Source organism: Phreatobacter sp. (assembly GCF_022843985.1).
In the GTDB taxonomy this organism is placed as follows: Bacteria; Pseudomonadota; Alphaproteobacteria; order Rhizobiales; family Phreatobacteraceae; genus Phreatobacter.
Map to the genome: position 1 here is coordinate 108,191 of NZ_JALHMP010000002.1, position 21,896 is coordinate 130,086.

Below are 21,896 nucleotides of genomic sequence, written 5' to 3' on the forward strand. Positions count from 1 at the left end.
TGACGAAAAATGAGGATTCCGGACCGAGCCTATGGCGCCGAAAGACGGCGCTTATTCGGCAGCCTTGCGCGCCTCGCGGACGCCGGATGCGATGGAACTGACGAGCCCGGTGACGGCGGCGACCGATCCGGCCGTCGCCCGGCCTTCCGCGTCGAGCGAGCCCTTGAGCACCTCGATCAGGGCTGAGCCGACCACGACAGCATCGGCGCCGCGCGCGACCGCGCCGGCATGTTCGGCATTCTTCACGCCGAAGCCGACGGCGACCGGCAGGTCCGTATGCCGCTTGATCCGCGCCACCGCCTCGGCGGTCTTGCCGAAGTCCGGCGTCGCGGCGCCGGTGATGCCGGTGATCGAAACGTAGTAGACGAAGCCCGAGGTGTTGCCGAGCACGGTCGGCAGGCGCTTGTCGTCGGTGGTCGGCGTCGCCAGGCGGATAAAGTTGAGGCCGGCTTTCAGCGCCGGCAGGCAAAGCTCCGAATCTTCTTCCGGCGGCAGGTCGACGACGATGAGCCCGTCGACGCCGGCCGCCTTGGCATCGGCAAGGAAGGCGTCGACGCCATAGATGTAGATCGGGTTGTAGTAGCCCATCAGGACGATCGGCGTCGCCGCGTCGCTCTGGCGGAACCAGGCGATGTCCTCCAGGGTCTTCCTCAGCGTCTGTCCCCCCGCGAGCGCCCTGAGGCCGGCCGCCTGGATCGACGGCCCGTCGGCCATCGGATCGGTGAAGGGCATGCCGAACTCGATGACGTCGGCGCCGGCCGCCGGCAGGCCCTTGAGGATGGCGCGCGCCGTCTCGCGGTCGGGATCGCCGGCCATGACATAGGTGACGAGACCGGCGCGGCCCCTGGCGGCGAGATCGGCGAAGCGGGCGTCGAGGCGGGTGATCACAGCTGGGTCCCCAGGAGTTCGGCGACCTGGGGCACGTCCTTGTCGCCGCGGCCGGAGAGATTCATGACCATGATGTGGTCCTTCGGCTTGGTCGGCGCCAGTTCGCCGACCTTGGCCAGGGCATGGGCGCATTCCAGCGCCGGGATGATGCCCTCGACCTTCGACATCAACTGGAAGGCCTCGAGGGCCTCGTCGTCCGTTGCCGACAGATAGGTCACCCGGCCGATATCGTTGAGCCAGGAATGTTCGGGGCCGATGCCCGGGTAATCGAGGCCGGCGGAGATCGAATGGCCCTCCTGGATCTGGCCGTCGGCATCCATCAGCAGATAGGTACGATTGCCATGGAGGACGCCCGGCTTGCCGCCGGAGATGGACGCGGCATGCAGGTTGTCGAGGCCGTGGCCGGCCGCCTCCACGCCGTAGATCTCCACCGACGGCTCGTCGAGGAAGGGGTGGAACAGGCCGATGGCATTGGAACCGCCGCCGACGCAGGCGATCAGGCTGTCGGGCAGGCGCCCCTCGCGCTCCAGCATCTGCTCGCGCGTCTCCTCGCCGATGACCGACTGGAAGTCGCGCACCATGGCGGGGTAGGGGTGCGGGCCGGCGACGGTGCCGATGCAATAGAACGTGGTATCGACATTGGTGACCCAGTCCCGCAGCGCCTCGTTCATGGCGTCCTTGAGGGTCTTGGCCCCCGACTGGACGGGCACGACGGTCGCGCCCAGCATCTTCATGCGGAACACGTTGGGTGCCTGACGGGCAACGTCGACGGCACCCATGTAGACGATGCATTCGAGGCCGAACCGGGCGCAGAGCGTTGCGGTCGCGACCCCGTGCTGGCCGGCGCCCGTCTCGGCGATGATCCGCTTCTTGCCCATGCGGCGGGCGAGCAGGATCTGGCCGAGGACATTGTTCACCTTGTGCGAGCCGGTATGGTTCAGCTCCTCGCGCTTCAGGTAGATCTTGGCGCCGCCGAAATGGTTGGTCAGGCGCTCGGCGAAGTAGAGCGGGCTCGGGCGGCCGATGAAGTGGGTCCGGTGGCCCTCCATCTCCGCCAGATAGGCCGGGTCCTTCCGCGCCTCGCGATAGGCCGCTTCCAGCTCCAGGATGTTCGGCATCAGCGTTTCGGCGACGAAGCGGCCGCCATAGATGCCGAACCGGCCGTTCTCGTCCGGTCCCGACCGGAACGAATTGGGCTTCAGCGGAGCGTTCATACCCGTTCTCCTTCGCCCTGCGCAGCGCGGGCGGCGGCCACGAAGGCCCTGATCCTGTCCGGGTCCTTGTGACCCGGCGTGCTTTCCACGCCTGAAGATACGTCGACACCGGCCAATCGGGTCAGCCTGATGGCCTCCGCCACATTGCCGGGATGCAGGCCACCGGAAAGCATGACAGGGCGGCCGGGGTCAAGGCCGGCCACCAGCCGCCAGTCGAATGTCAGCCCGTTGCCGCCCGGCAGGGCCTGTGCTGTCCGGGGCGGCTTGGCGTCAACCAGCAGCAGGTCGCTGACCTGCGCATAGGCATCGATGGCCGCGAGGTCCGCCGCCTCGGCCACCCCGACGGCCTTCATCACGGGGATCGTCAGGGCCGATCGGATGGCGGCGACCCGCGCCGGGCTCTCTTCGCCGTGGAGCTGGACGATGTCCGGCTTCAGGGTGGCGGCGAGGGTCGCGAGAAAGTCGTCGTCGGCATCGACCGTCAGTGCGACGATACGCGCGCGCCCGGCGGCATGGGCGGACAGCGCCCGCGCTGTCTCCAGCGACACATGGCGCGGGCTCCTGGCGAAAAAGACAAGGCCGATCATGTCGGCGCCGGCCGTGACGGCGGCGTCGATGGCGGTCGGCGTCGTAATGCCGCAGATCTTGACGAGAAGGGACATGGCCCGCTGTTCTTAGACGGGCAGCGAGCGCCACACCAGCATGGCGGCGGCCAGATCTTCGAGCGCCGTGCCCACTGACTTGAATAGGGTGATCTCCTCTGCCGATGTCCGGCCGGGATGAACGCCGCGCGCGAGGTCGAACAGGTCGGCCTTGACGTCGCTTGTGGAAATGACGCCCCGCTTGATGGGGTCGACGATATCGCCGGCCTCCTTCAGCCCGCCGGTGCGCGTATCGACGAAGAGACTTGCGCGCCGGACGGCAGCATCGTCAGTCTCGCGCATGGCAGGGGTGTAGCCACCGACGAGATCGAGATGAGCCCCGGGCTTCAGCCAGTCCCCCGAAACGATCGGATTGGAGGAGATGGTGGCGCAAGTGACGATATCGGCCGCCTCCACCGCCGCCTGCAGGTCGCTGGCGACGGCAATGCCGACCCCGGGCACGGTGCGGCCGAGCCCTTCCGCCAGCGCCGTGGCCTTCTCGCGCGAGCGGTTCCACAGCGTGACATGGCGGATGGGCCGGATGGCGGCATGGGCCCGGATGAGATGGGGGGCGAGGGCTCCGGCTCCCACCATCACCATGTGCGAGGCATCCTTGCGGGAGAGATAGCGCGAGGCCAGCGCGCTGGCGCAGGCGGTGCGCCAGACGGTGAGCATGGTGCCGTCGAGGATGGCCAGTGGGGCGCCGGTTTCGCCGTTGCAGAGCACGTAGCTGCCATAGATTGACGGCAAGCCGCGCGCGCCGTTGCCGGGATAGACCGAAACCAGCTTGGTGCCGACGAAGGCGCCGGCACCCGGCGGAGTCCAGGCGGGCATCAGCAGCAGCATGGCCTCCGGCACGCCCTCGGCCTGGCGGATCGGATGATGGTGGCGCAGAGGCACGGTGATGTCGGAGCGGAACGCATCGGCCAGGGCGTCGACCAGCGCCGGATAGGAAAGGGCTGCGGCAATCTCGGCGGCGGAAACAATACGCATCGGGGGATCAGGCCGCCGGACGGTTCATCAGCGCGAGGGCGTTGCCGGGGGCCGCCTCGGCGCGGCCGAGATCGGCGCGCAGCCGGTCGATCTCGTTGCGGGCCGCCGCGAGATCGTGCTCGGCGGTGCGACAGCGCTTGCGGTAGCGTCCCTGTTTCCACCAGACCGTCGCGCCACCGATCGCCACGCCGAGGATCATCGACAGGATGACAACGGCGAAAAGCGGCACGGAAAAGGAAAACGCCGCGGCTCCGCGGGCGAAGGGATCGAGCGACAGCGTCACCGGTTCCCGGTTGGCGACGGCGAGGACCACCGCCAGGATCGCTATCGGCGCGAGCAGCAGCCAGTTGACGATACGGCGCAGCATGATCAGGCGCCCTTGTTCAGACGCTCGCGCATTTCCTTGCCGGTCTTGAAGAACGGCACGACCTTGTCCTCGACCTCGACATGCTCGCCGGTGCGCGGGTTCCTGCCGACGCGGGCGCTGCGCGCCTTGACGGAAAAGGCCCCAAAACCGCGCAATTCGACCCGGTCACCACGGGCGAGGGCCCCGACGATCTCGTCGAGGATGGCATTGACGATGTTTTCGACGTCGCGCTGGTACAGCTGGGGGTTCTGCTCGGCGATCTTCTGCACAAGTTCGGATTTGATCATGGTGCCCGCAGCCCCGAGGGCCGCTCCCGATTGAATTTCGCGAAATCTGTCATGGGGTTGGAGGCTGCCAGAGCGCCAGCAGGCCGTCAAGCGAGGAGCGCTCGATCTGCACGGCCAGTGCCGAGCTGCGGATTCGGTCGGCCCATTCGGTGAGACCGACGGCTTCGGCCAGGCTGCCCGATACCGAGCGCAACCAGGACAGGTCGGTGGCCGCCGCGGGCCGGTGCAGCTGGACGCGGACCGATGTCGGGACACCGCGGGTCGCCAGCCAGGCCCGTGCTTCCCTTTCGCCGCCGATCTGGTCGATCAGCCGCAGATCGCGCGCCCTGCGGCCGACGAAGACCCGGCCGTCGGCGACGAGGCGAAGCTGGTCGTCTGTCAGGCCCCGGCGTTCTTTCACGATGCGCTGGAACCAGTCATAGCTGTCGGTGATGATCTCGCGCAGGGCGGCAATGGCCTCGGGGCTGGTCGGCTCGACGCCGCTCGGCATGGCCTTCAGCGGCGATGACCGGATGGCTTCGACCCGCACGCCGAGCGTATCGAGCAGTCTCACGACGTTCGGAAACTGGGCCACGACCCCGATGGAGCCGGCGATCGAGGTTTCGCGCGTTACGATATGGTCGGCGCCGATGGCCGCGATATAGCCACCGGAAGCCGCCGTTCCCTCAACCACCGCGACCGTCGGCTTGACGGCGGCGACCGATCGGATCGCCGTGTAGAGGGCCTCTGACCCGGCCACTGTGCCGCCCGGCGAATCGATCGTCACGATCACCGCCCGGACGTTCCGGTTGCGGCCAAGCGCCTCGATGGTGCGGACGAGATTGGCATTCTGGGCGATGACGCCGCGGACTTCGACGCGGGCCACATGTTCGAGCGGTGCAACCCAGCCGAAGCGTTGGGCGCTGGCGATCCCGGCGACGGTGACACCCACGATGACGGCGAGGACGCTGAGTGCCCGCCAAAATGTGACCTTGCGGCGGAGCAGACGGCGGTCGAGCACGGCATCGGTCTCAAGCGGCATGTCGCGCGGCTCCCGGTGGCCACAGGTCGATCAGAACATCGCGGCTCAGGTAGCCTCGCCCAAGCCGGAGTGCAAGCGCCCATGGGCGGACGCGATGTCGCCGATGAAGGGAGGCCCGCCTGCGGCCGGGTGCGGAATCACCGCGAACGCTGGCGCGAGCGGGCACCCCGGCGCTGACGGTACAAGGCGATGCCGCTGACGATCGCGATTCCGAACCCGCAGACGATGGCCGTCGGATAGAGCGCCGCCATGGCCAGGATAAAGCTCAGCGGCTCGCTGTCGTAATCGAGGTCGATGGCCGGCCGCGTGCGGGTGCCGAGGGCGAAGTAACCGTCCAGCCAGGCGGTGCGCAGCTGAATGAAGCTGTAGGCCGCCAGGACGAGGCCTCCGGTAACGCCTGCGAGCGCGATGATCAGGCTGGCAACGGGTCCGAAACGACGCTTCTCGTCAGGTCGGTTCATGGACATCGCCTTTCATCTGGCTCCCGCGCGGAGGGGTGGGAGGCTCGGTTGAATGCGCGCTGCCTCTTCATATGAGGCGTCAAACCTTACCATGCAATGTTCGCTGTGCCCCATCGATGGCCTTCACGATTTCGCGTGCCGCCGCGACCGGGTCGGCGGCCGCCGTGATGGGACGCCCGACCACGAGACGGTCGGCGCCGCCGGCGATCGCGGCATCCGGCGTGACAACCCGCTTCTGGTCGCCGCCATCGACCCCGGCGGGCCGAATTCCGGGGGTGACCAGTTCGACGCTGGGCGGGATTCCGATGGCTCTCAAAAGGGCGGTTTCCTGGGCTGAACAGACGATCCCGTCGATGCCGATCGCCGCAGCCTGCTGCGCCTTCGCCGGCACCAGGGTGGCCACCGTCCCGGCATAGCCCGCCTCGGCGCAGTCGAGGTCATTCCACGATGTCAGGATGGTCACGGCGAGGATCTTCAGGCCCGACCCCGCGCGCCCCTGCACGGCCGCGCGCATCGTCTGCGGATAGGCGTGGACTGTGAGGTAATGCGCGCCCGTGCGCGCGATGGCCTCGACCCCCTCGCGGACCGTGTTGTCGATGTCATGCAGCTTGAGATCGAAGAAGATGGTCTTGCCGGCGGCGGCCAGTTCGCGGCCGAAGCCGATGCCGTCCGAATAGCCGAGCCTGTAGCCGATCTTGTAATGCGTCACCGTGTCGCCCAGCAGCGAGACGAGCCGCTCGGCCTCGCCCAGGCTCGGCAGGTCAAGCGCGACGAAGAGCTTCTCGCGGGGATCGGGGAGAGGGAAAGACGACATCAGGTCAGGCTCCGGGCTTTGTCGACGAGCGATGCGCAGCAGGCTGCAAGGAACCCGCGGTTGCGTGCGTCCGTCAGGTTGCCGTCCGCGTCAAAGGCCTGGTGGGCCGATGCGACGGCACAGCTCTCGGGGATGACGAGCGCCCCGCAGCCGATCTCCAGCACCTGGCGCGTCGCCATCTGGGCGCGGAAACCGCCATAGCCGCCTGGTGAGGCCGAGCCGAGGGCGAAGACGCGGCCCTGATAGGCGGCGAGCGGCTTTTCCCCCGCCTCCCTCACCCGGCTGACCCAGTCGACGGCGTTCTTGAGCAGCGGCGTCATGCCGGCATTGTATTCCGGGCCGGCGATGAAAATGCCCCGGTGGGCACAGAACTGGCGCTTCAGCTTGAGCGCGGCCTCGGGAATGCCTGCCTCAGCCTCCAGGTCGCCGTCATAGAGCGGCAGGGCATAGTCGGCGAGCGAGATCAGCGACACATCGGCATCGAGACGGGCGAGTTCGGCCGCCGCCGCGGCGGCCAGGCGCGTGTTGAACGACCCGGACCGGACCGAGCCCGAGAAGACGAGGATACGAACCATGGCGAGGCTCCCGCGGGCTGCCCGCTCCGGCTTCTAGCCGCCGCTGCGGGGCGCGTAAACGACTATCCCGCCCGCCCAGGCTTGGCCGCCTTCGCCGCCTCCTGGCTCGCTTCGGCCTGGCGGATCACGGCCATGCTGTCCTTGAGGTTGTCGAGCGAGGTATGGCCACTCGCCACCTCCCGGATGGCGATGATCAGCAGTGCCAGGATGAAGGGGACGATGAAATAATAGAGCCGGAACAGGATGAAGGCCGCGACGACGGCCTCGGCGGTGAAGCCGAGCGGTGGCAGCGCCACCAGCAGCGTCGCCTCGAAGGCGCCTGCCGCACCCGGCGCATGGGTGGCGAAACCGAGCAGCATGGCCGTGCAGAAGATCACGGCAACCGCGACAAAGGGCACTGGCGGCGCATGCGGCATGGCGCTCAGCAGGACATGGAGGATCATCGCCGTGCAGGCGAGGTCGACGATACCGATGACCATCTGCAGGCCGGTGAGCTTTGCGCTGGGCAGCTTGACCACCCACGCGCCGGCGCCGAACTGGCGCGGGACGGAGACGAAGAAGAGCCAGCCGAGCAGGACGAGGAGGATGACGACGCCAACGATCCGGACGGTATCGCCGCCGATGCCGAACGGTGCGACGACCGGTGTCACCACCCAGGGCTCCAGCACGAAACCGAGGCCGAGCACCGTGGCATTGCCGAGCCAGAAGGTCAGGCCGGCGATGAAGCATATCTTCACCACCTGCGGACCGGTGACCTTGTAGCGGGCGTAGACGAGGTAGCGCACCACCGCGGCCGTAAAGACGGTGGCGCCGAGATTGTGAGCGATCGAATAGCTGGTGAAGGACCCGATGGCGCAGGCGGGATAGGGGATGTCGTCGCGACCGATCGTCCGGGTGGCGAAATAGTCATAAACGGTCAGCGTCGTGTAGGCGGCGGCGGCGAAGAAGCCGGCCAGCAGCAGGGTCGAGGGCCCGATCTGCCCGATCGCCTCCCACACCTTCGTCCATTCGATGACCCGCAGCTTGGTGAAGAGCACATAGCCCGCCGTGGCCAGCATGGCGATGGCAACGGCGAGGACGATCTTCTTCAAGCCGATCCGGTCGCGCAGGAAATCCATGATTGTCTTGATCAAGAGCGTACCGCCACGCGTTCCAGCGCACAGTTCGCCGCGCGCAGATCCAGGCACTTCCATGAGGTCATGAGCCGGGCATATGGCGCCGGACTTCGGAAGAAATCCTTACGACCCGTGCAGAATGACCAGCTGCATGTAGGTCTTGCCAGGGCGATGTGCCATGAAAAGGCCATTCTATTGCAGGAAGGGATTGGTCTTGCGCTCGCGCTCCAGCGTCGTGGCCGGGCCATGGCCGGGCAGCACGGTGAACCCGTCGCCGAGCGGCAGGATCTTCTCCTTGATGCCGCGGATCAGCAGGTCGTGGTCGCCGCCGGGAAGGTCGGTCCGCCCGACAGAGCCCTGGAACACCGTGTCTCCGACCAGCGCGAACTCGGAAGGCGCATGGACGAAGACGACATGACCGGGCGCATGGCCCGGCACGTGCAGGACGGCGAAAGTTACCCCACCGACGGTGACGGTGTCTCCCTCTTTCAGCCATCGCGTTGGCGTGACCGGGCGCACGTCGGGCAGGCCGAAACGTGCTGCCTGGGCCGTCAGGTTGGCCAGCAGCGGCGCGTCGTCCCGGTGCGGACCCTCGATCGGGATCGACAGGAGTTCCGCCAGTTCGGCCGCCCCGCCGGCATGGTCGATATGGCCGTGGGTCAGCAGGATCTTCTCCGGGCTGACCTTGAGATCGGCAATGGCGCCCTGGATCCGCGGCAGGTCGCCGCCGGGATCGACGATGGCCGCCTTCATCGTATCGGCGTCCCAGACGATCGAGCAGTTCTGCTCGAACGGCGTGACCGGAACGATCGCAACCTTCAACGTCGCCATGAGGCTCTCCTGTCCAGGCCCACCGATTAGCCGCGGCAGGGCGGGGCTGCAACCCGTTCGAAGGGGTCTGACAGAAACTGAAACACAAGTTTATTGCGATGCAGCACAGTCATGTCTATAAACGATATGCCCAGGCTCATCCCAGAGGCCTGAATGTTTCGTTGTCATAGAACAGCGAAGACAGTGCGGGATGAGTTTCCGATAGTCGCGACCTGTTGCATCAGGACGGCTGATCTTACTCAGGACATTAAAAATCATGATCCATTCAAGCGCGAAAGCGCATCGTTTATCCATTGGTCGAGCAGCCATTGCTGGCGCGACATCGCTGATCATGACGGCCTCCGCCATGGCCCAGGACGCCGACGGCGCCAATGCCACCTGGGCGACGCTCTATGCCGCCGGCCGGGCTGCGGCCCCGTCACCGGCATCGGGCGAGGGGCCTGCGGAAATGAGCTCCATCCGCAGCCGCATCACCGAGGTCGCCGTCCGCCACGGCGTTCCGTCCGGTCTCGCCCTCGCGGTCGCCCGGATCGAGAGCAACATGCGCTGCCAGGCCCGCGGCCGGGCCGGCGAGCTCGGCCCCCTGCAGATCAAGCCGGCGACGGCACGCGGCCTCGGCTATAGAGGCCCGGTTTCGGCGTTGAACTCCTGCGGCGCGGGCCTCGAATGGGGCATGCGGCATCTGGCGGTGGCCTATCAGCGCTGCGGCTCGGCGGCGGGTGCCGCGGCGCTGCACAACCGCGGCCTTGGCGCGGCCTGCACGCGCACCGCCTATTCCCACCGCGTCACGCGGCTGATGGCGAGCCTCTGAGCCTCGCGCCACCGGACCTCCCACATGAAAACGGCCGCCCCGGGAGGGCGGCCGTCTGTCGTCGGGAGGCAGGGCCGGCGGGTCATCCCGCCAGCGGCCGTCCTCACTTCTTGTCGCCGGTGCGCGCCTTGAGGGCGGCGCCGAGGATGTCGCCGAGCGAAGCGCCCGAGTCGGCCGAGCCGAACTGGGCCATGGCTTCCTTCTCCTCGGCCACTTCCAGCGCCTTGATCGACACCTGGACCTTGCGGGCCTTGCGGTCGAACATGGTGACGCGGGCGTCGAGCTTCTCGCCGGCGGCGAAGCGCTCGGGACGCTGGTCGGCACGGTCGCGGGCCAGTTCGTTGCGCTTCACGAAGGCGGTGAGGTCGGTGCCGACGAGCTTCACGTCGATGCCGCCTTCCTTCACCTCGACCACTTCGCAGGTCACGATCTGACCCTTGCGGATCTCGCCGGCATCAGCGAAGGGATCGCCGCCGACCTGCTTGAGGCCGAGCGAGATGCGCTCCTTCTCCACGTCGACGTCGAGGACCTGGGCGCGGATGATGTCGCCCTTCTTGAACTCCTCGATGACCTGCTCGCCCGGACGGTTCCAGTCGAGGTCGGACAGGTGGACCATGCCGTCCACATCGCCCTCGAGGCCCAGGAACAGGCCAAACTCGGTCTTGTTCTTGACCTCGCCCTCGACGACGGTGCCGATCGGGTACTTCTCGATGAAGGCTTCCCACGGGTTCTGCAGGGTCTGCTTGAGGCCGAGCGAGATGCGCCGCTTGGAGCTGTCGACCTCGAGCACCGACACTTCGACTTCCTGCGAGGTCGAGACGATCTTGCCCGGATGGACGTTCTTCTTGGTCCAGCTCATTTCCGAGACGTGGATCAGGCCTTCGATGCCCGGCTCCAGCTCCACGAAGGCGCCGTAGTCGGTGATGTTGGTGACGCGGCCCTTGAACTTGGCATTGATCGGGTATTTGGCCTCGATGCCCTGCCACGGGTCGTCCAGGAGCTGCTTCATGCCCAGCGAGATGCGGTGCGTCTCGTGGTTGATCTTGACGATCTTGACCTTCACGGTCTGGCCGATCGTCAGCACCTCTGACGGGTGGTTGACGCGGCGCCAGGCGATGTCGGTGACATGCAGCAGGCCGTCGATGCCGCCGAGGTCGACGAAGGCGCCGTAATCGGTGATGTTCTTCACCACGCCGTCGATGACCTGACCCTCTTCGAGGTTCTGCACCAGCTCGTGACGCTGCTCGGCGCGCGTCTCTTCGAGGACGGTCCGACGCGACACGACGATGTTGCCACGGCGACGGTCCATCTTCAGGATCTGGAACGGCTGCGGCGAGTTCATCAGCGGGCCGACGTCGCGGATCGGGCGGATGTCCACCTGGCTGCGCGGCAGGAAGGCCACGGCGCCATCGAGATCGACCGTGTAGCCGCCCTTGACGGTGTTGAAGATCGTGCCGGTGACCTTCTCGTTGGCGTTGAATGCCTTCTCGAGCTTGACCCAGCTTTCCTCGCGGCGCGCCTTGTCGCGCGAGATGACGGCCTCGCCGAGCGCATTCTCGATACGCTCGAGATAGACCTCGACGATATCGCCGATCTTGATGTCGCCTTCACGGCCGGGGCCGCTGAATTCCTTCAGGGCCACGCGGCCCTCGGTCTTCAGACCGACGTCGATGATGGCGAGATCCTTCTCGATCCCGACCACGGTTCCCTTCACGACGGAACCTTCGTTCATCTCGGTCGTACCGAAGCTCTCGGTCAGGAGCGCGGCGAAATCGTCGCGGGAGGGGTTCATGCTGTTGGCGCTTGCCATACGTTGATCGTCCTTAGGTCAGCCCGTTGATGCGCCGGGGTTGCAGAAGGCCGCCGGCTCCACATGGGCCGGATGAGGGGCTTGAATCGCATCCGGACGCGGCCGATGACGGCTCGCGGGCGCAACCCAGGCGGAAGGCGGCATGGATATGTCGGGCGGATCGCGACGGAACCGGCGGCGAACCCCGTCCTGAGGCGGCAGCCCGTCGGGGGCCACGGCGAGGACGCGAGGCGGGCGCGGGCGCTCGGCCCAGTCCCGGGTGGAGGTCATCCACCATGCGCTGCCGGCAGGTCCGACCGGAATTCGATCTGCCGAATGGCGCGGCAATACAGGAAATGCCCCCGCACGACAAGCGCCACGCGGGCTCAGCCCCGTTTGCGGTCGAAGGTGAAGCGATGCGAGCGTTTCAGTTCGAGAACCAGCGCGACGAATTGGGCCGCCGACAGGACCTCTTCCTTGCCCGAGGGATAGGACACGAAGAAGCGCGACTTGTCTGGATACATCCGCACCCGTGCCTCGATCCGGGGCTCCGCCCCGGTTCCCGGTTCGGGAATGGCGATGACGTCGCCCCACCGGACCCGGCGCTGCTCGGGAGGCGCGGCGACCATGTCCAGTCCCAGGTCGGGGTCCAGAGGCGCAGGCACCGGCTGGTCGGAGGGCGGTGGACGGTTCATGGCGTCGGACAGATGGTGAAGAGAACTGGTGATGGGTTTAGACACCGAGACGAGTCCACGCAACATGTCGAAGAGCCGCGGCGTCGCCTTGCATCCGCCGTTTCATCCGGCCTCGGCGTCAGGAGACCGGCTTCGACAGTCCGGTGAGCTGGGCCGTCAGCCGCTCGATCGCGGCGGCTGCGTCATCCAGCGTATGGGCGAGATGTACCTCGCGCTGGTCGGCGCGCTCGACGCTGACCGCGCGGGCCTCGCGCAAGGCGTTGAGTTCGGTCTCTGCCGCCTTCAGGCGCCGGCGCGTGTCGGCCAGTTCGTCGGCCACCATGATCGCCGCCATGACGGTGAGCCGGGTGTCGCCGATCTCGCCGAAGGCGCCTTTCAGCTGGTCGACCTTGCCGTTCACCTCCGCCGCCAGGCGCAGGAGATGGTCTTCCTGCCCGTCGTCGCAGGCCATGCGGAAAGACCGGCCGTTGATCGTGACGGAGACGTGCGCCATCGCGGGTCAACTCTCGTAGCGGGCGAGGACGCCGCGGATGGTGTCCATGGTCAGATCGAGACGGCGGGCGACTTCGCGGTTGACGGATTCGAGGCCGGCGACACGGTCGGCGGAGCGGTCGAGGTCCTCCGCGAGTCGGGACCGGTCTGCCTGGAGCGCCTCCATCTGCTTGTGGAGAACGACCTGCTGGCGGTCGTTCTCCAGCTTGCGCGCGACGGCCGTCTCCAGCGCCCCCAGCGCCGTCTTCAAGCGGGAGGCCGCCGTTTCAAGGCGCGATGGGCCTGTCGTGGATCCCAAGCTCGATCCTGCCAGTGTGAGAGGGTCCGCCCGTCGCGGCACATGCCGCAGGTGGAACGGCACGGAACCTACGCGAGGCGGTCGAACAGCGTCAACGCCGCTGTCGCGATTGTCGCACCCGGCCATGGCTTAGCCCCGTCGGGGCTGCCGCTGGCTCGTCGGAATGCAGTTTCGGCCCCTGGCAGGCCGGTCCTGTCGATGGAGCCATTGACTCGGGGGCCGTCACTGGTAGGACACCGGCCCGACAGCCCGGTGGATGCTCTCCGGGTGTTTTTCCAGGGAATGCGCGCCGTTTTCCGCCGAGGCGGCGCTGCAAGGAGCCGCTCCGATGTCCACCGAGATCCTGCCGCGGGCCCAGCACGACAAACTGGCCAATGCGATCCGCACACTCGCGATGGATGCGGTGGAAAAAGCCAAGTCGGGTCATCCCGGCATGCCGATGGGCACTGCCGATATCGCCACGGTGCTGTTCTCGCGATTCCTCAAGTTTGATGCCGCCCAGCCGGCCTGGCCCGATCGCGACCGCTTCGTGCTCTCCGCCGGCCACGGCTCCATGCTCGTCTACGCGCTGCTCTATCTGACCGGCGCGCCGGAGATGACGCTCGACGAGATCAAGAATTTCCGCCAACTCGGTTCCAAGACCCCCGGCCATCCGGAGAATTTCATCACCAAGGGGGTCGAGACCACCACCGGCCCGCTCGGCCAGGGAATCGCCACCGCCGTCGGCATGGCCCTGGCGGAGAAGATGCTCGCCGCCGAATTCGGCAAGAAGGCCGTCGACCACTACACCTATGTCATCGCCTCCGACGGCGACCTGATGGAGGGCGTCAGCCAGGAAGCCATTGCAATGGCGGGCCACTGGAAGCTGAACAAGCTCATCGTGCTCTTCGACGACAATGACATCTCCATCGACGGCCCGCTGTCGATCGCCGATTCGGTCGACCAGCTGAAGCGCTTCCAGGCCGCCGGCTGGCGTGCCGAGCGCGTCGATGGCCATGACCCCGAGGCGATCGGCGCCGCCATCGAGCGCGCCCGCAAGTCCGGCAAGCCCTCGCTCATCGCCTGCAAGACGGTGATCGGCTATGGCGCGCCGAAGAAGGCGGGCACCTCCAAGGCCCATGGCGAGCCGCTCGGGGCCGAGGAGCTGAAGGGCGCCAAGGAGAAGCTCGGCATTGCGCCGGAGCCCTTCGCCATCGCCCCGGACGTTCTGGAAGCCTGGCGCAAGATCGGCGCCCGCGGCGCCAGCGCCCGCAAGACTTGGGAATCGCTGTTCGGCACGCTGCCGCCGAGAAAGCAGGCCGAGTTCAACCGCCGCCTCGCCCACGAGCGGCCGGCCCGGCTCGCCAAGGCGCTCGCCGCCCACAAGAAAGCGCTTCTCGCCGCCCCCCAGCACATCGCCACGCGCAAATCCTCGGAACTGGCCATCGAGGCGATCGTGCCGGCCATGCCGGAATTCCTTGCGGGCTCGGCCGACCTGACCGGCTCCAACAATACCAAGGCCAAGTCGGCCGTCGCCTTCTCGGCGAAGAACCCCAAGGGCCGCTATATTCATTACGGCATCCGCGAGCACGGCATGGCCGCCGCCATGAACGGCATCGCCCTGCATGGCGGCTTCGCGCCGAACGGGGCGACCTTCCTCGTCTTCACCGACTATTGCCGTCCGGCCATGCGCCTCTCGGCGCTCATGGGCACCGGCGTCGTCTATGTCATGACGCATGATTCCATCGGTCTCGGCGAGGACGGCCCCACCCACCAGCCGGTCGAGCATGTGGCCGCGCTGCGCGCCATGCCCAACATGCGGGTCTTCCGCCCCTGCGACGCCGTCGAGGTGGCCGAGTGCTGGGAACTGGCGCTGAGCCGGATCGATGGTCCGACGACCCTGGCGCTCACCCGCCAGAACCTGCCGCAGCTGCGCACCGACGCGAAGGTCAACCGCTCCGCCGCCGGCGCCTATGAACTGGTCAAGGCCGAGGGCGGCAAGGCGCGGGTGACCCTCTTCGCCACGGGCTCAGAGGTCGAGGTCGCCGTCGCTGCGAGGAAGGCACTGGCCGACAAGGGCATCATCGCCCGGGTCGTCTCGGTTCCCTCGCTCGACCTGTTCCTCGAACAGCCAGCCGATATCCGCCAGGCGGTGATCGGCGATGCGCCGGTCAAGGTCGCCATCGAGGCGGGCGTGCGCATGGGCTGGGATGCCGTGATTGGCCATGATGGTCTCTTCATCGGCATGACCGGCTTCGGGGCCTCGGCGCCCTACAAGGAACTCTACAAGCATTTCGGCATCACGCCGGAGGCCGCCACCGACGCGGTTCTGGCGCGGATCGGCTGATCTGCCTTGGGATTGACGTGATTGGGCGCCAGATCGCGGCGCCGCCCGCTGAACGGTTCGCTCGGGATGAGGCGGGCCGCATGAAGGAGAGGAATTCCATGACCACCCGCGTCTTCATCAACGGTTTCGGCCGGATCGGCCGCAACGTCCTGCGCGCCATCGTCGAGGGCAAGCGCAAGGACATCGAGGTGGTCGGCATCAACGACCTCGGCCCCGTGGAGACGAACGCCCACCTGCTGCGCTTCGATTCGGTCCACGGCCGCTTTCCGGCCGAGGTCTCGGTGGATGGTGACACCCTCATCGTCGCCGGCAAGCGCATCAAGGTGACGGCGATCAAGGATCCGGCCGAGCTGCCGCACAAGTCGCTGAACGTTGACGTGGCGATGGAATGCACCGGCATCTTCACCACCCGCGACAAGGCCGCCGCCCATCTCAAGGCCGGCGCCAAGCGCGTGCTCGTCTCCGCCCCCTGCGACGGCGCCGACCTCACCGTCGTCTACGGCGTCAACCACGAGGCCCTGACAAAGGACCATCTCGTCGTCTCCAACGCCTCCTGCACCACCAACTGCCTCGCCCCCGTCGTCGCCGTGCTGCACAAGGCCTGCGGAATCGACAAGGGCTTCATGACGACGATCCATGCCTATACCGGCGACCAGCCGACGCTCGACACGATGCACAAGGACCTCTACCGCGCCCGTGCCGCGGCGCTGTCGATGATCCCGACCTCGACGGGCGCGGCCAAGGCCATCGGCCTCGTCATCCCCGAGCTCAAGGGCCGCCTCGACGGCACCTCGATCCGCGTGCCGACGCCGAACGTCTCGGTGGTGGACTTCAAGTTCCTCGCCAAGCGCAAGACCACCGTCGAGAAGGTCAACGAGGCCATCCTGAAGGCGGCGAAGCGCGGCCCGCTGAAGGGCATCCTCGGCTACACCGACCAGCCCAACGTCTCCATCGACATGAACCACGACCCGCATTCGTCGATCTTCGCCCTCGACCAGACCAAGGTCATGGATGAGAAGTTCGTCCGCGTGCTGTCCTGGTACGACAACGAGTGGGGCTTCTCGAACCGCATGAGCGACACCGCCGTCGCCATGGCGAAGCTGATCTGAGCCCAACCATCGGGCCGTCCGCCACCGGCGGGCGGCCCTCATTCCTTTCCGAGTGACTCCATGTCCAGCTTCCGCACCCTCGATGATGCCGATCTTGCCGGAAAGCGCGTTCTCGTCCGCGTCGACCTCAACGTACCCATGGAGGATGGCAAGGTCTCGGACCTGACGCGTCTTGAGCGCATCGTGCCGACGCTGACCGACATCGCCGACTGCGGCGGAAAGGTCATCATCCTCGCCCATTTCGGCCGTCCGAAGGGCGTCGATCCCTCCCAGTCTCTCAAGGCCGTTGTCCCGGCCCTCGCCGATGTCCTGAAGCGCCCCGTCGCCTTCGCCGCCGACTGCATCGGCGACGTCGCGGCCAGGGCCGTCGACGCCATCAAGCCGGGCGAGATCCTGGTGCTGGAGAACACCCGCTTTCACAAGGGCGAGGAGAAGAACGAGCCCGATTTCGTCAAGGCGCTGGCCGCCAATGGCGACATCTTCGTCGCCGACGCCTTCTCCGCCGCCCACCGTGCCCATGCCTCGACCGAGGGCCTCGGCCATGTCCTGCCGGCCTATGCCGGCCGGACCATGCAGGCCGAACTCGACGCCCTGACCCGGGCGCTGGAGAAGCCCGAACGTCCCGTGGTCGCCGTCGTCGGCGGCGCCAAGGTCTCCACCAAGCTCGACCTCCTCGGCAACCTGTCGAAGAAGGTGGACTTCCTCGTCATCGGCGGCGGCATGGCCAACACCTTCCTCGCCGCCGAAGGCAAGCCTGTCGGCAAGTCGCTGTGCGAGCACGACCTCGTCGACACCGCCCGCGCCATCGTCGCCGAGGCGGCGCAGAACGGCTGCCGCATCGTCCTGCCCGTCGATGTCGTCTGCGCCAAGGACTTCAAGGCCCATGCGCCGCACCGCGTCTGCGGCATCGACGACGTCGCGACCGACGAGATGATCCTCGACATCGGGCCGAAATCGGTCGAGCACGTCGTCTCCGTCCTCGGCCGCGCCAAGACCCTGGTCTGGAACGGCCCCTTCGGTGCCTTCGAGCTGGAGCCCTTCGACAACGGCACTGTTTCCGTCGCCGAGGCGGCCGCCGAACTGACCCAGGCCGGCCATCTCGTTTCGGTCGCGGGGGGGGGCGACACGGTCGCGGCCCTCAACCAGGCGGGCGCAGCGGAGCGCTTCACCTATGTCTCGACCGCCGGCGGCGCCTTCCTTGAATGGCTGGAGGGCAAGCCCCTGCCAGGTGTCGATGTGCTGAGGACCTGATGGCAGGATCGTCGTGGGATGCGGGCAGGGGGCTTGCGAGAGACACGATCGATGACAAAGCCCCGGTGCCGCGCCCTGATGGTGGTCATGGCCCTGCTGGCCATGCTCGGCCCGGCGCGCACCGATGACACCCGCGCGTCGGCCCTGTTGCTCGACGGCCTCTTCATCTATGTCCACCAGAGCTACGTCGGTGTCTCCGCCCTCGCCCCCATGCTGGAGCGGATGGGCTACAGCGCCGTCGTCGATACCCACCTGATGACCCGCTCCGCCCAGCGCGAGCCGGTGCTGATCATTGGCCATTCCATGGGCGGGACCACGGCACTCCGGCGGGCGCGCGAACTGGTCGAGGCCGGCAGACCCGCGCCTCTGGTGATCACCATCGACGCCGCCTTCGGCTCGCCCCCCTGTCCGGTGCCGCGCTGCATCAACTATTACAGCCCCGGTTTTCCGAAGGTCGAGGGGGCCGAGAACATCGACGCCTGGCAGGCCGGCGCCTTCCTGGTGAACCACGCCATGCTGGCGACCAGCCCTGTCGTGCAGCAGCTGGTGCTGGAGCGCGCCAATGCGCTCATCGCTGAACGGGCCGCTGCCGAGGCCGCCGCCCGGCGCGAGACGGTGGAACCGCGCGCCACCCCACCGCGCACCGCGCCACTGCCCCTGCCGCGACCTTTTGGAGCGGGGCGCTGAACATGTGAAGGGACGGCTTTTTTTGGCCGCTTCCTTGCGCTAGAGGGTCGCTGGCCTTCGTTCAAGAACGTCAGGATGGAAACCGCTCATGGCCCGCATCACTCTCCGCCAGCTTCTCGACCATGCCGCCGAGAATGACTATGGCGTGCCCGCCTTCAACATCAACAACATGGAGCAGGCGCTGGCGATCATGGTGGCGGCCGATTCGGTCGATGCACCGGTCATCATCCAGGCGTCCCGCGGCGCGCGCTCCTACGCCAATGACATCATGCTGAAGCACATGATGGACGCCGTCACCGAGATCTATCCGCATATCCCGGTCTGTGTGCATCTCGACCACGGCAACGAGCCGGCCACCTGCATGACCGCGATCCAGGCCGGTTTCACCTCCGTCATGATGGACGGCTCGCTGAAGGCCGATGGCAAGACCCCCGGTGACTGGGACTACAATGTCGCCGTGACGAAGAAGGTCACCGAGATGGCCCATCTCGGCGGGATCTCGGTGGAGGGCGAACTCGGCGTGCTCGGTTCGCTCGAAAGCGGCATGGGCGAGGCCGAGGACGGCCATGGCGCCGAGGGCAAGCTCTCCCACGACCAGTTGCTCACCAATCCGGACGAGGCCGTGAAATTCGTCCAGGAGACGAAGGTCGACGCCCTCGCCATCGCCATGGGCACCTCTCACGGCGCCTACAAGTTCACGCGCAAGCCCGACGGCAAGGTCCTCGCGATGAACGTCATCGAGGAGATCCACCAGAAGCTGCCGAACACCCACCTCGTCATGCACGGCTCCTCGTCGGTGCCGCAGGAACTGCAGGACATCATCAACAGGTATGGCGGCCAGATGAAGCCGACCTGGGGCGTTCCGGTGGAGGAGATCCAGCGCGGCATCAAGCACGGCGTGCGCAAGATCAATATCGACACCGACAACCGCATGGCCATGACCGGCCAGATCCGCAAGGTCCTGTCGGAGAATCCCGGCGAGTTCGACCCGCGCAAGTATCTGAAGCCGGCCATGGAGGCGATGACGGCCCTGTGCAAGCAGCGCCTGCAGGAGTTCAACACCGCCGGCCAAGCCTCGAAGATCAAGCGCGTCGCCACTCTCGCCGACATGGCGAAGCGCTACGCCAAGGGTGAGCTCAACCCGAAGGTCGCCTGAGCGCCACCATTGCCTGGATGCGGAGCGGGGAGGCGCGAGCCTCCCCGTTGTCGTTGGGTCCCCTGCGGTTCCGGCATGTCCGGCTGAGGCGCCTCTCGCAGGGATGCCCCTATTCGTTCGCCTTCACGGTGATGTTGAACATGGGCATGGCGGCGAAGGGCGAGCCGCGCAGCGCCACGGCAAGGGCAGCCAGGGGGATGTCGCCCTTCGGCGTCAGTGTCACCGCCAGCGAGGTCGGATCGTCGAGGAACTCGCCGAAGGCCTCGACGATCTGCTCCGCGACGGTACGGTCCTGGATGAACTGGCCGACCAGCGCCCCGGCCTGGCCCTTGATCTGCTCCTTCAGGTCGTCCTCGCTCATGCCGGTCTGGGCGGCGAGATGGCTGATGAAACTGGCGACGCCGCCGTCTTCGGTATAGGTGAGCGTGATCCCTCCGGCCTTCGCCGACAGGCCCAGAACGGCGGCGCTGCCGGGCAGCGCCTCGATCTGGGCGCGATCGAGGCCGCCCACTGTCATCACCAGGTCCAGCGATCCGACATCGTCGACCTCGACGTTGAAGGTGCGCATGCGCAATTCCTTCGCGGCCTCGACATATTCGATCTCCAGTTCCGCCCCCAGGCTGATGCTCTCGGTCAGGCCGAGCGGGGCGAACTGTGCGCGCTGCCGCGCATTGGTGAGCGGGGCGACGAAGCCGGCCAGCTTCGCTCGCAGGCGCGAGGGCATCATGCCGACGCGCGGGCCACCCTCGATCTCGAAACGGCCGACCTTGGCAAGTTGCTGGCCGTTGGCGCGCTGCTTGACGTCGATGTCCTCGAAGAGGATGCGGGCGACGTGGGGATAGGCCGCCGGTGGCACGCTCTGGCCCGGGTTGAACCGGCTGCCGGAAAAGTCTTTGCCGAGGGCGAGAAGGCCCGAAGCATCGATGCCTTCGACCGAGAACCGGCCGATCGTCGTGTCATTGCCGTCCCGGGCGGACACGGCGACCCCGGAAACGGTCAACGCCGCGAGCTTGCCCTGGGCGAGGCCAGACAGGCTGAAGCGTCCCAGCCGGAACGGCAGGCCTTCCGGTGTTTCTCCGGCCATGCCGGCGACCTCGAACCGCTCCATGTCGAAGCGTTCCATGAATTCCACCAGCAGGCCCGCCTGGCGGCGACGCGATGCCTCGTCCTGGGCGGGACCGAGAGCCTGCATGCTCTGGGTCAGCGCGGCGATGGACTGGTCGCCGGGGCGGATGGAGACCTTCCCCATGCTGATGCCGGTGATGGTGAAAGCGGGTGCTCCGGGCCGGGGCGAGGCGATGGTGATCTGCTCGACCGTTCCGCTCTCCAGCCAGGTGCCGACCGGACCGGATGCGCGAACCGAGGCGACGGAATCGAGGCCCGTCAGCCGGATGCGGCCGGCGGTGGCGCCGGGGCCCGGCTGGCCGTCAGACGGAGTGATCTGCGTGCCGCTGACGACCATTTCGCTGATGCGGCCGCGCTGGTAGCCGTTGATGGTGATGTCGCCGTAGCGTGCCGTCTGCGGGCGGCCCTGGGGCGTCTGGGAGACGACCAGCCCGCGCGCCCCGATGGCCTGCGCCGAATAGCCGGTGGCCGTCGCCTCGTTGACCGGCTGCAGCAGCGGCGAGAGCGTCGCGAGGCTGCCCATGACGGCGGCGAGTGATCCCTGGGTGCCCTGCAGTTCCACCCGCGCCAGCCTGTAGCCCTGGCCGTCGGCGCCGGTGCCCTCGACATCCTCGATCAGGACCCGGGCATTGGCGAGGGCGCCGTCGGCACCCGCCGCGCCGGTGATCGTGGCGCGGCCGATCCGGACACCGACCGGCGTCGCGCCAGTCGAGGAGAACGTGACATTGGCGAGCACTGCGTTGCCGCCCTCGTCGCGCGCCTCGCCCACGGCACCGCCGCCCATCTGCAACGACGGAAACGCCGCGAGCGCCGCACGCGACAGGTCGTCGGCCGGGCCCGCGAGGGCGGTCGATCCCATCGCGAGCAGGAAGATGGCCGAAAGCCGGAGGGGCGAGGAAGAGCGCATCATGGTGATCCTGATGTGGCGGCGGCAAAGGATAGGCGGGCGG

Annotated in this window: 23 protein-coding genes; 6 read left to right on the top strand and 17 right to left on the bottom strand. The window is 67.3% G+C overall.

Annotation, left to right across the window (positions count from 1 at the left end; all coding sequences use genetic code 11):
- Nucleotides 1–51 precede the first annotated feature (51 nt).
- The 12 genes from trpA to Q0C57_RS01810 form a co-directional block, all read right to left on the bottom strand.
- Nucleotides 52–888, bottom strand: coding sequence for a tryptophan synthase subunit alpha (trpA, locus tag Q0C57_RS01755; RefSeq protein WP_296571180.1), 837 nt, complete (start codon nucleotides 886–888; stop codon nucleotides 52–54).
- Complete coding sequence (gene trpB / locus Q0C57_RS01760; RefSeq protein WP_296571185.1) at nucleotides 885–2,102, bottom strand: tryptophan synthase subunit beta; 1,218 nt, start codon at nucleotides 2,100–2,102, stop codon at nucleotides 885–887. Before trpB ends, trpA begins: the two co-directional genes overlap by 4 nt.
- Nucleotides 2,099–2,764: a phosphoribosylanthranilate isomerase gene (locus Q0C57_RS01765; protein ID WP_296571187.1), complete on the bottom strand. Its 666-nt coding sequence runs from the start codon at nucleotides 2,762–2,764 to the stop codon at nucleotides 2,099–2,101. The genes trpB and Q0C57_RS01765 overlap by 4 nt, the downstream gene beginning before the upstream one ends.
- Nucleotides 2,765–2,776: 12 nt before the next feature.
- A complete protein-coding gene (locus Q0C57_RS01770; protein ID WP_296571190.1) occupies nucleotides 2,777–3,736 on the bottom strand; it encodes an ornithine cyclodeaminase family protein in 960 nt (319 codons plus the stop codon).
- 7 nt (nucleotides 3,737–3,743) lie between these two features.
- Nucleotides 3,744–4,103, bottom strand: coding sequence for a LapA family protein (locus Q0C57_RS01775; RefSeq protein WP_296571193.1), 360 nt, complete (start codon nucleotides 4,101–4,103; stop codon nucleotides 3,744–3,746).
- A gap of 2 nt (nucleotides 4,104–4,105) precedes the next feature.
- Nucleotides 4,106–4,390, bottom strand: a complete 285-nt coding sequence (locus tag Q0C57_RS01780) for an integration host factor subunit beta (protein WP_106747557.1) — start codon at nucleotides 4,388–4,390, stop codon at nucleotides 4,106–4,108.
- A gap of 49 nt (nucleotides 4,391–4,439) precedes the next feature.
- Nucleotides 4,440–5,411 (bottom strand): signal peptide peptidase SppA, encoded by a 972-nt coding sequence (gene sppA, locus Q0C57_RS01785; protein WP_296571204.1) that lies wholly within the window; start codon nucleotides 5,409–5,411, stop codon nucleotides 4,440–4,442.
- Nucleotides 5,412–5,548: 137 nt separating this feature from the next.
- Nucleotides 5,549–5,872: a hypothetical protein gene (locus Q0C57_RS01790; protein WP_296571207.1), complete on the bottom strand. Its 324-nt coding sequence runs from the start codon at nucleotides 5,870–5,872 to the stop codon at nucleotides 5,549–5,551.
- 79 nt (nucleotides 5,873–5,951) lie between these two features.
- Nucleotides 5,952–6,686 carry an orotidine-5'-phosphate decarboxylase gene (gene pyrF, locus Q0C57_RS01795; protein WP_296571209.1) on the bottom strand — a complete coding sequence of 245 codons (735 nt, stop codon included), beginning with the start codon at nucleotides 6,684–6,686 and terminating at the stop codon, nucleotides 5,952–5,954.
- Nucleotides 6,686–7,261, bottom strand: coding sequence for an NAD(P)H-dependent oxidoreductase (locus tag Q0C57_RS01800; RefSeq protein WP_296571211.1), 576 nt, complete (start codon nucleotides 7,259–7,261; stop codon nucleotides 6,686–6,688). The genes pyrF and Q0C57_RS01800 overlap by 1 nt, the downstream gene beginning before the upstream one ends.
- Nucleotides 7,262–7,323: 62 nt before the next feature.
- Nucleotides 7,324–8,394 carry a YbhN family protein gene (locus Q0C57_RS01805; protein ID WP_296571214.1) on the bottom strand — a complete coding sequence of 357 codons (1,071 nt, stop codon included), beginning with the start codon at nucleotides 8,392–8,394 and terminating at the stop codon, nucleotides 7,324–7,326.
- Nucleotides 8,395–8,568: 174 nt separating this feature from the next.
- Nucleotides 8,569–9,207: an MBL fold metallo-hydrolase gene (locus Q0C57_RS01810; RefSeq protein ID WP_296571217.1), complete on the bottom strand. Its 639-nt coding sequence runs from the start codon at nucleotides 9,205–9,207 to the stop codon at nucleotides 8,569–8,571.
- 346 nt (nucleotides 9,208–9,553) lie between these two features.
- On the opposite strand from Q0C57_RS01810, the gene Q0C57_RS01815 reads away from it, so the two are divergent.
- Entirely contained in the window at nucleotides 9,554–10,018 is a 465-nt protein-coding gene (locus tag Q0C57_RS01815) for a transglycosylase SLT domain-containing protein (protein ID WP_296571219.1), read from the top strand.
- Nucleotides 10,019–10,121: 103 nt separating this feature from the next.
- Here the strand turns inward: Q0C57_RS01815 and rpsA are convergent, their stop codons facing one another.
- The 4 genes from rpsA to Q0C57_RS01835 all read right to left on the bottom strand — a co-directional run bounded on the left by rpsA (nucleotide 10,122) and on the right by Q0C57_RS01835 (nucleotide 13,292).
- Entirely contained in the window at nucleotides 10,122–11,828 is a 1,707-nt protein-coding gene (gene rpsA, locus Q0C57_RS01820) for a 30S ribosomal protein S1 (RefSeq protein WP_296571222.1), read from the bottom strand.
- Between the two features lie 365 nt (nucleotides 11,829–12,193).
- Nucleotides 12,194–12,436, bottom strand: coding sequence for a hypothetical protein (locus tag Q0C57_RS01825; RefSeq protein WP_296571224.1), 243 nt, complete (start codon nucleotides 12,434–12,436; stop codon nucleotides 12,194–12,196).
- Nucleotides 12,437–12,620: 184 nt separating this feature from the next.
- Complete coding sequence (locus tag Q0C57_RS01830; protein WP_296571226.1) at nucleotides 12,621–12,995, bottom strand: cell division protein ZapA; 375 nt, start codon at nucleotides 12,993–12,995, stop codon at nucleotides 12,621–12,623.
- Nucleotides 12,996–13,001: 6 nt separating this feature from the next.
- Complete coding sequence (locus Q0C57_RS01835; protein ID WP_296571229.1) at nucleotides 13,002–13,292, bottom strand: DUF4164 domain-containing protein; 291 nt, start codon at nucleotides 13,290–13,292, stop codon at nucleotides 13,002–13,004.
- Nucleotides 13,293–13,620: 328 nt separating this feature from the next.
- Here Q0C57_RS01835 and tkt point away from each other — a divergent pair, with 328 nt between their 5' ends.
- The 5 genes from tkt to fba all read left to right on the top strand — a co-directional run bounded on the left by tkt (nucleotide 13,621) and on the right by fba (nucleotide 19,821).
- On the top strand, nucleotides 13,621–15,618 hold the full coding sequence (gene tkt, locus Q0C57_RS01840; RefSeq protein ID WP_296571232.1) for a transketolase: 1,998 nt from the start codon (nucleotides 13,621–13,623) through the stop codon (nucleotides 15,616–15,618).
- A 98-nt stretch (nucleotides 15,619–15,716) separates the two neighbouring features.
- Nucleotides 15,717–16,727, top strand: a complete 1,011-nt coding sequence (gap, locus tag Q0C57_RS01845) for a type I glyceraldehyde-3-phosphate dehydrogenase (protein ID WP_296571237.1) — start codon at nucleotides 15,717–15,719, stop codon at nucleotides 16,725–16,727.
- A 60-nt stretch (nucleotides 16,728–16,787) separates the two neighbouring features.
- Nucleotides 16,788–17,978, top strand: a complete 1,191-nt coding sequence (locus tag Q0C57_RS01850; RefSeq protein ID WP_296571239.1) for a phosphoglycerate kinase — start codon at nucleotides 16,788–16,790, stop codon at nucleotides 17,976–17,978.
- A gap of 51 nt (nucleotides 17,979–18,029) precedes the next feature.
- Nucleotides 18,030–18,665, top strand: coding sequence for an alpha/beta fold hydrolase (locus Q0C57_RS01855; RefSeq protein WP_296571241.1), 636 nt, complete (start codon nucleotides 18,030–18,032; stop codon nucleotides 18,663–18,665).
- Nucleotides 18,666–18,753: 88 nt separating this feature from the next.
- Entirely contained in the window at nucleotides 18,754–19,821 is a 1,068-nt protein-coding gene (fba, locus tag Q0C57_RS01860; protein WP_296571245.1) for a class II fructose-bisphosphate aldolase, read from the top strand.
- A gap of 109 nt (nucleotides 19,822–19,930) precedes the next feature.
- On the opposite strand, the gene Q0C57_RS01865 is transcribed toward fba, so the two are convergent.
- A complete protein-coding gene (locus Q0C57_RS01865; RefSeq protein WP_296571249.1) occupies nucleotides 19,931–21,856 on the bottom strand; it encodes a hypothetical protein in 1,926 nt (641 codons plus the stop codon).
- Between the last annotated feature and the right edge of the window lie 40 nt (nucleotides 21,857–21,896).

Coding starts and splice junctions, on each gene's coding strand:
- trpB (WP_296571185.1), bottom strand. CDS start 2,102: ATGAACGCTCCGCTGAAGCCCAATTCGTTCCGGTCGGGACCGGACGAG.
- Q0C57_RS01765 (WP_296571187.1), bottom strand. CDS start 2,764: ATGTCCCTTCTCGTCAAGATCTGCGGCATTACGACGCCGACCGCCATC.
- Q0C57_RS01770 (WP_296571190.1), bottom strand. CDS start 3,736: ATGCGTATTGTTTCCGCCGCCGAGATTGCCGCAGCCCTTTCCTATCCG.
- Q0C57_RS01775 (WP_296571193.1), bottom strand. CDS start 4,103: ATGCTGCGCCGTATCGTCAACTGGCTGCTGCTCGCGCCGATAGCGATC.
- Q0C57_RS01780 (WP_106747557.1), bottom strand. CDS start 4,390: ATGATCAAATCCGAACTTGTGCAGAAGATCGCCGAGCAGAACCCCCAG.
- sppA (WP_296571204.1), bottom strand. CDS start 5,411: ATGCCGCTTGAGACCGATGCCGTGCTCGACCGCCGTCTGCTCCGCCGC.
- Q0C57_RS01790 (WP_296571207.1), bottom strand. CDS start 5,872: ATGAACCGACCTGACGAGAAGCGTCGTTTCGGACCCGTTGCCAGCCTG.
- pyrF (WP_296571209.1), bottom strand. CDS start 6,686: ATGTCGTCTTTCCCTCTCCCCGATCCCCGCGAGAAGCTCTTCGTCGCG.
- Q0C57_RS01800 (WP_296571211.1), bottom strand. CDS start 7,261: ATGGTTCGTATCCTCGTCTTCTCGGGCTCGGTCCGGTCCGGGTCGTTC.
- Q0C57_RS01810 (WP_296571217.1), bottom strand. CDS start 9,207: ATGGCGACGTTGAAGGTTGCGATCGTTCCGGTCACGCCGTTCGAGCAG.
- Q0C57_RS01815 (WP_296571219.1), top strand. CDS start 9,554: ATGGCCCAGGACGCCGACGGCGCCAATGCCACCTGGGCGACGCTCTAT.
- rpsA (WP_296571222.1), bottom strand. CDS start 11,828: ATGGCAAGCGCCAACAGCATGAACCCCTCCCGCGACGATTTCGCCGCG.
- Q0C57_RS01825 (WP_296571224.1), bottom strand. CDS start 12,436: ATGGTCGCCGCGCCTCCCGAGCAGCGCCGGGTCCGGTGGGGCGACGTC.
- Q0C57_RS01830 (WP_296571226.1), bottom strand. CDS start 12,995: ATGGCGCACGTCTCCGTCACGATCAACGGCCGGTCTTTCCGCATGGCC.
- tkt (WP_296571232.1), top strand. CDS start 13,621: ATGTCCACCGAGATCCTGCCGCGGGCCCAGCACGACAAACTGGCCAAT.
- gap (WP_296571237.1), top strand. CDS start 15,717: ATGACCACCCGCGTCTTCATCAACGGTTTCGGCCGGATCGGCCGCAAC.
- Q0C57_RS01850 (WP_296571239.1), top strand. CDS start 16,788: ATGTCCAGCTTCCGCACCCTCGATGATGCCGATCTTGCCGGAAAGCGC.
- Q0C57_RS01855 (WP_296571241.1), top strand. CDS start 18,030: ATGACAAAGCCCCGGTGCCGCGCCCTGATGGTGGTCATGGCCCTGCTG.
- fba (WP_296571245.1), top strand. CDS start 18,754: ATGGCCCGCATCACTCTCCGCCAGCTTCTCGACCATGCCGCCGAGAAT.
- Q0C57_RS01865 (WP_296571249.1), bottom strand. CDS start 21,856: ATGATGCGCTCTTCCTCGCCCCTCCGGCTTTCGGCCATCTTCCTGCTC.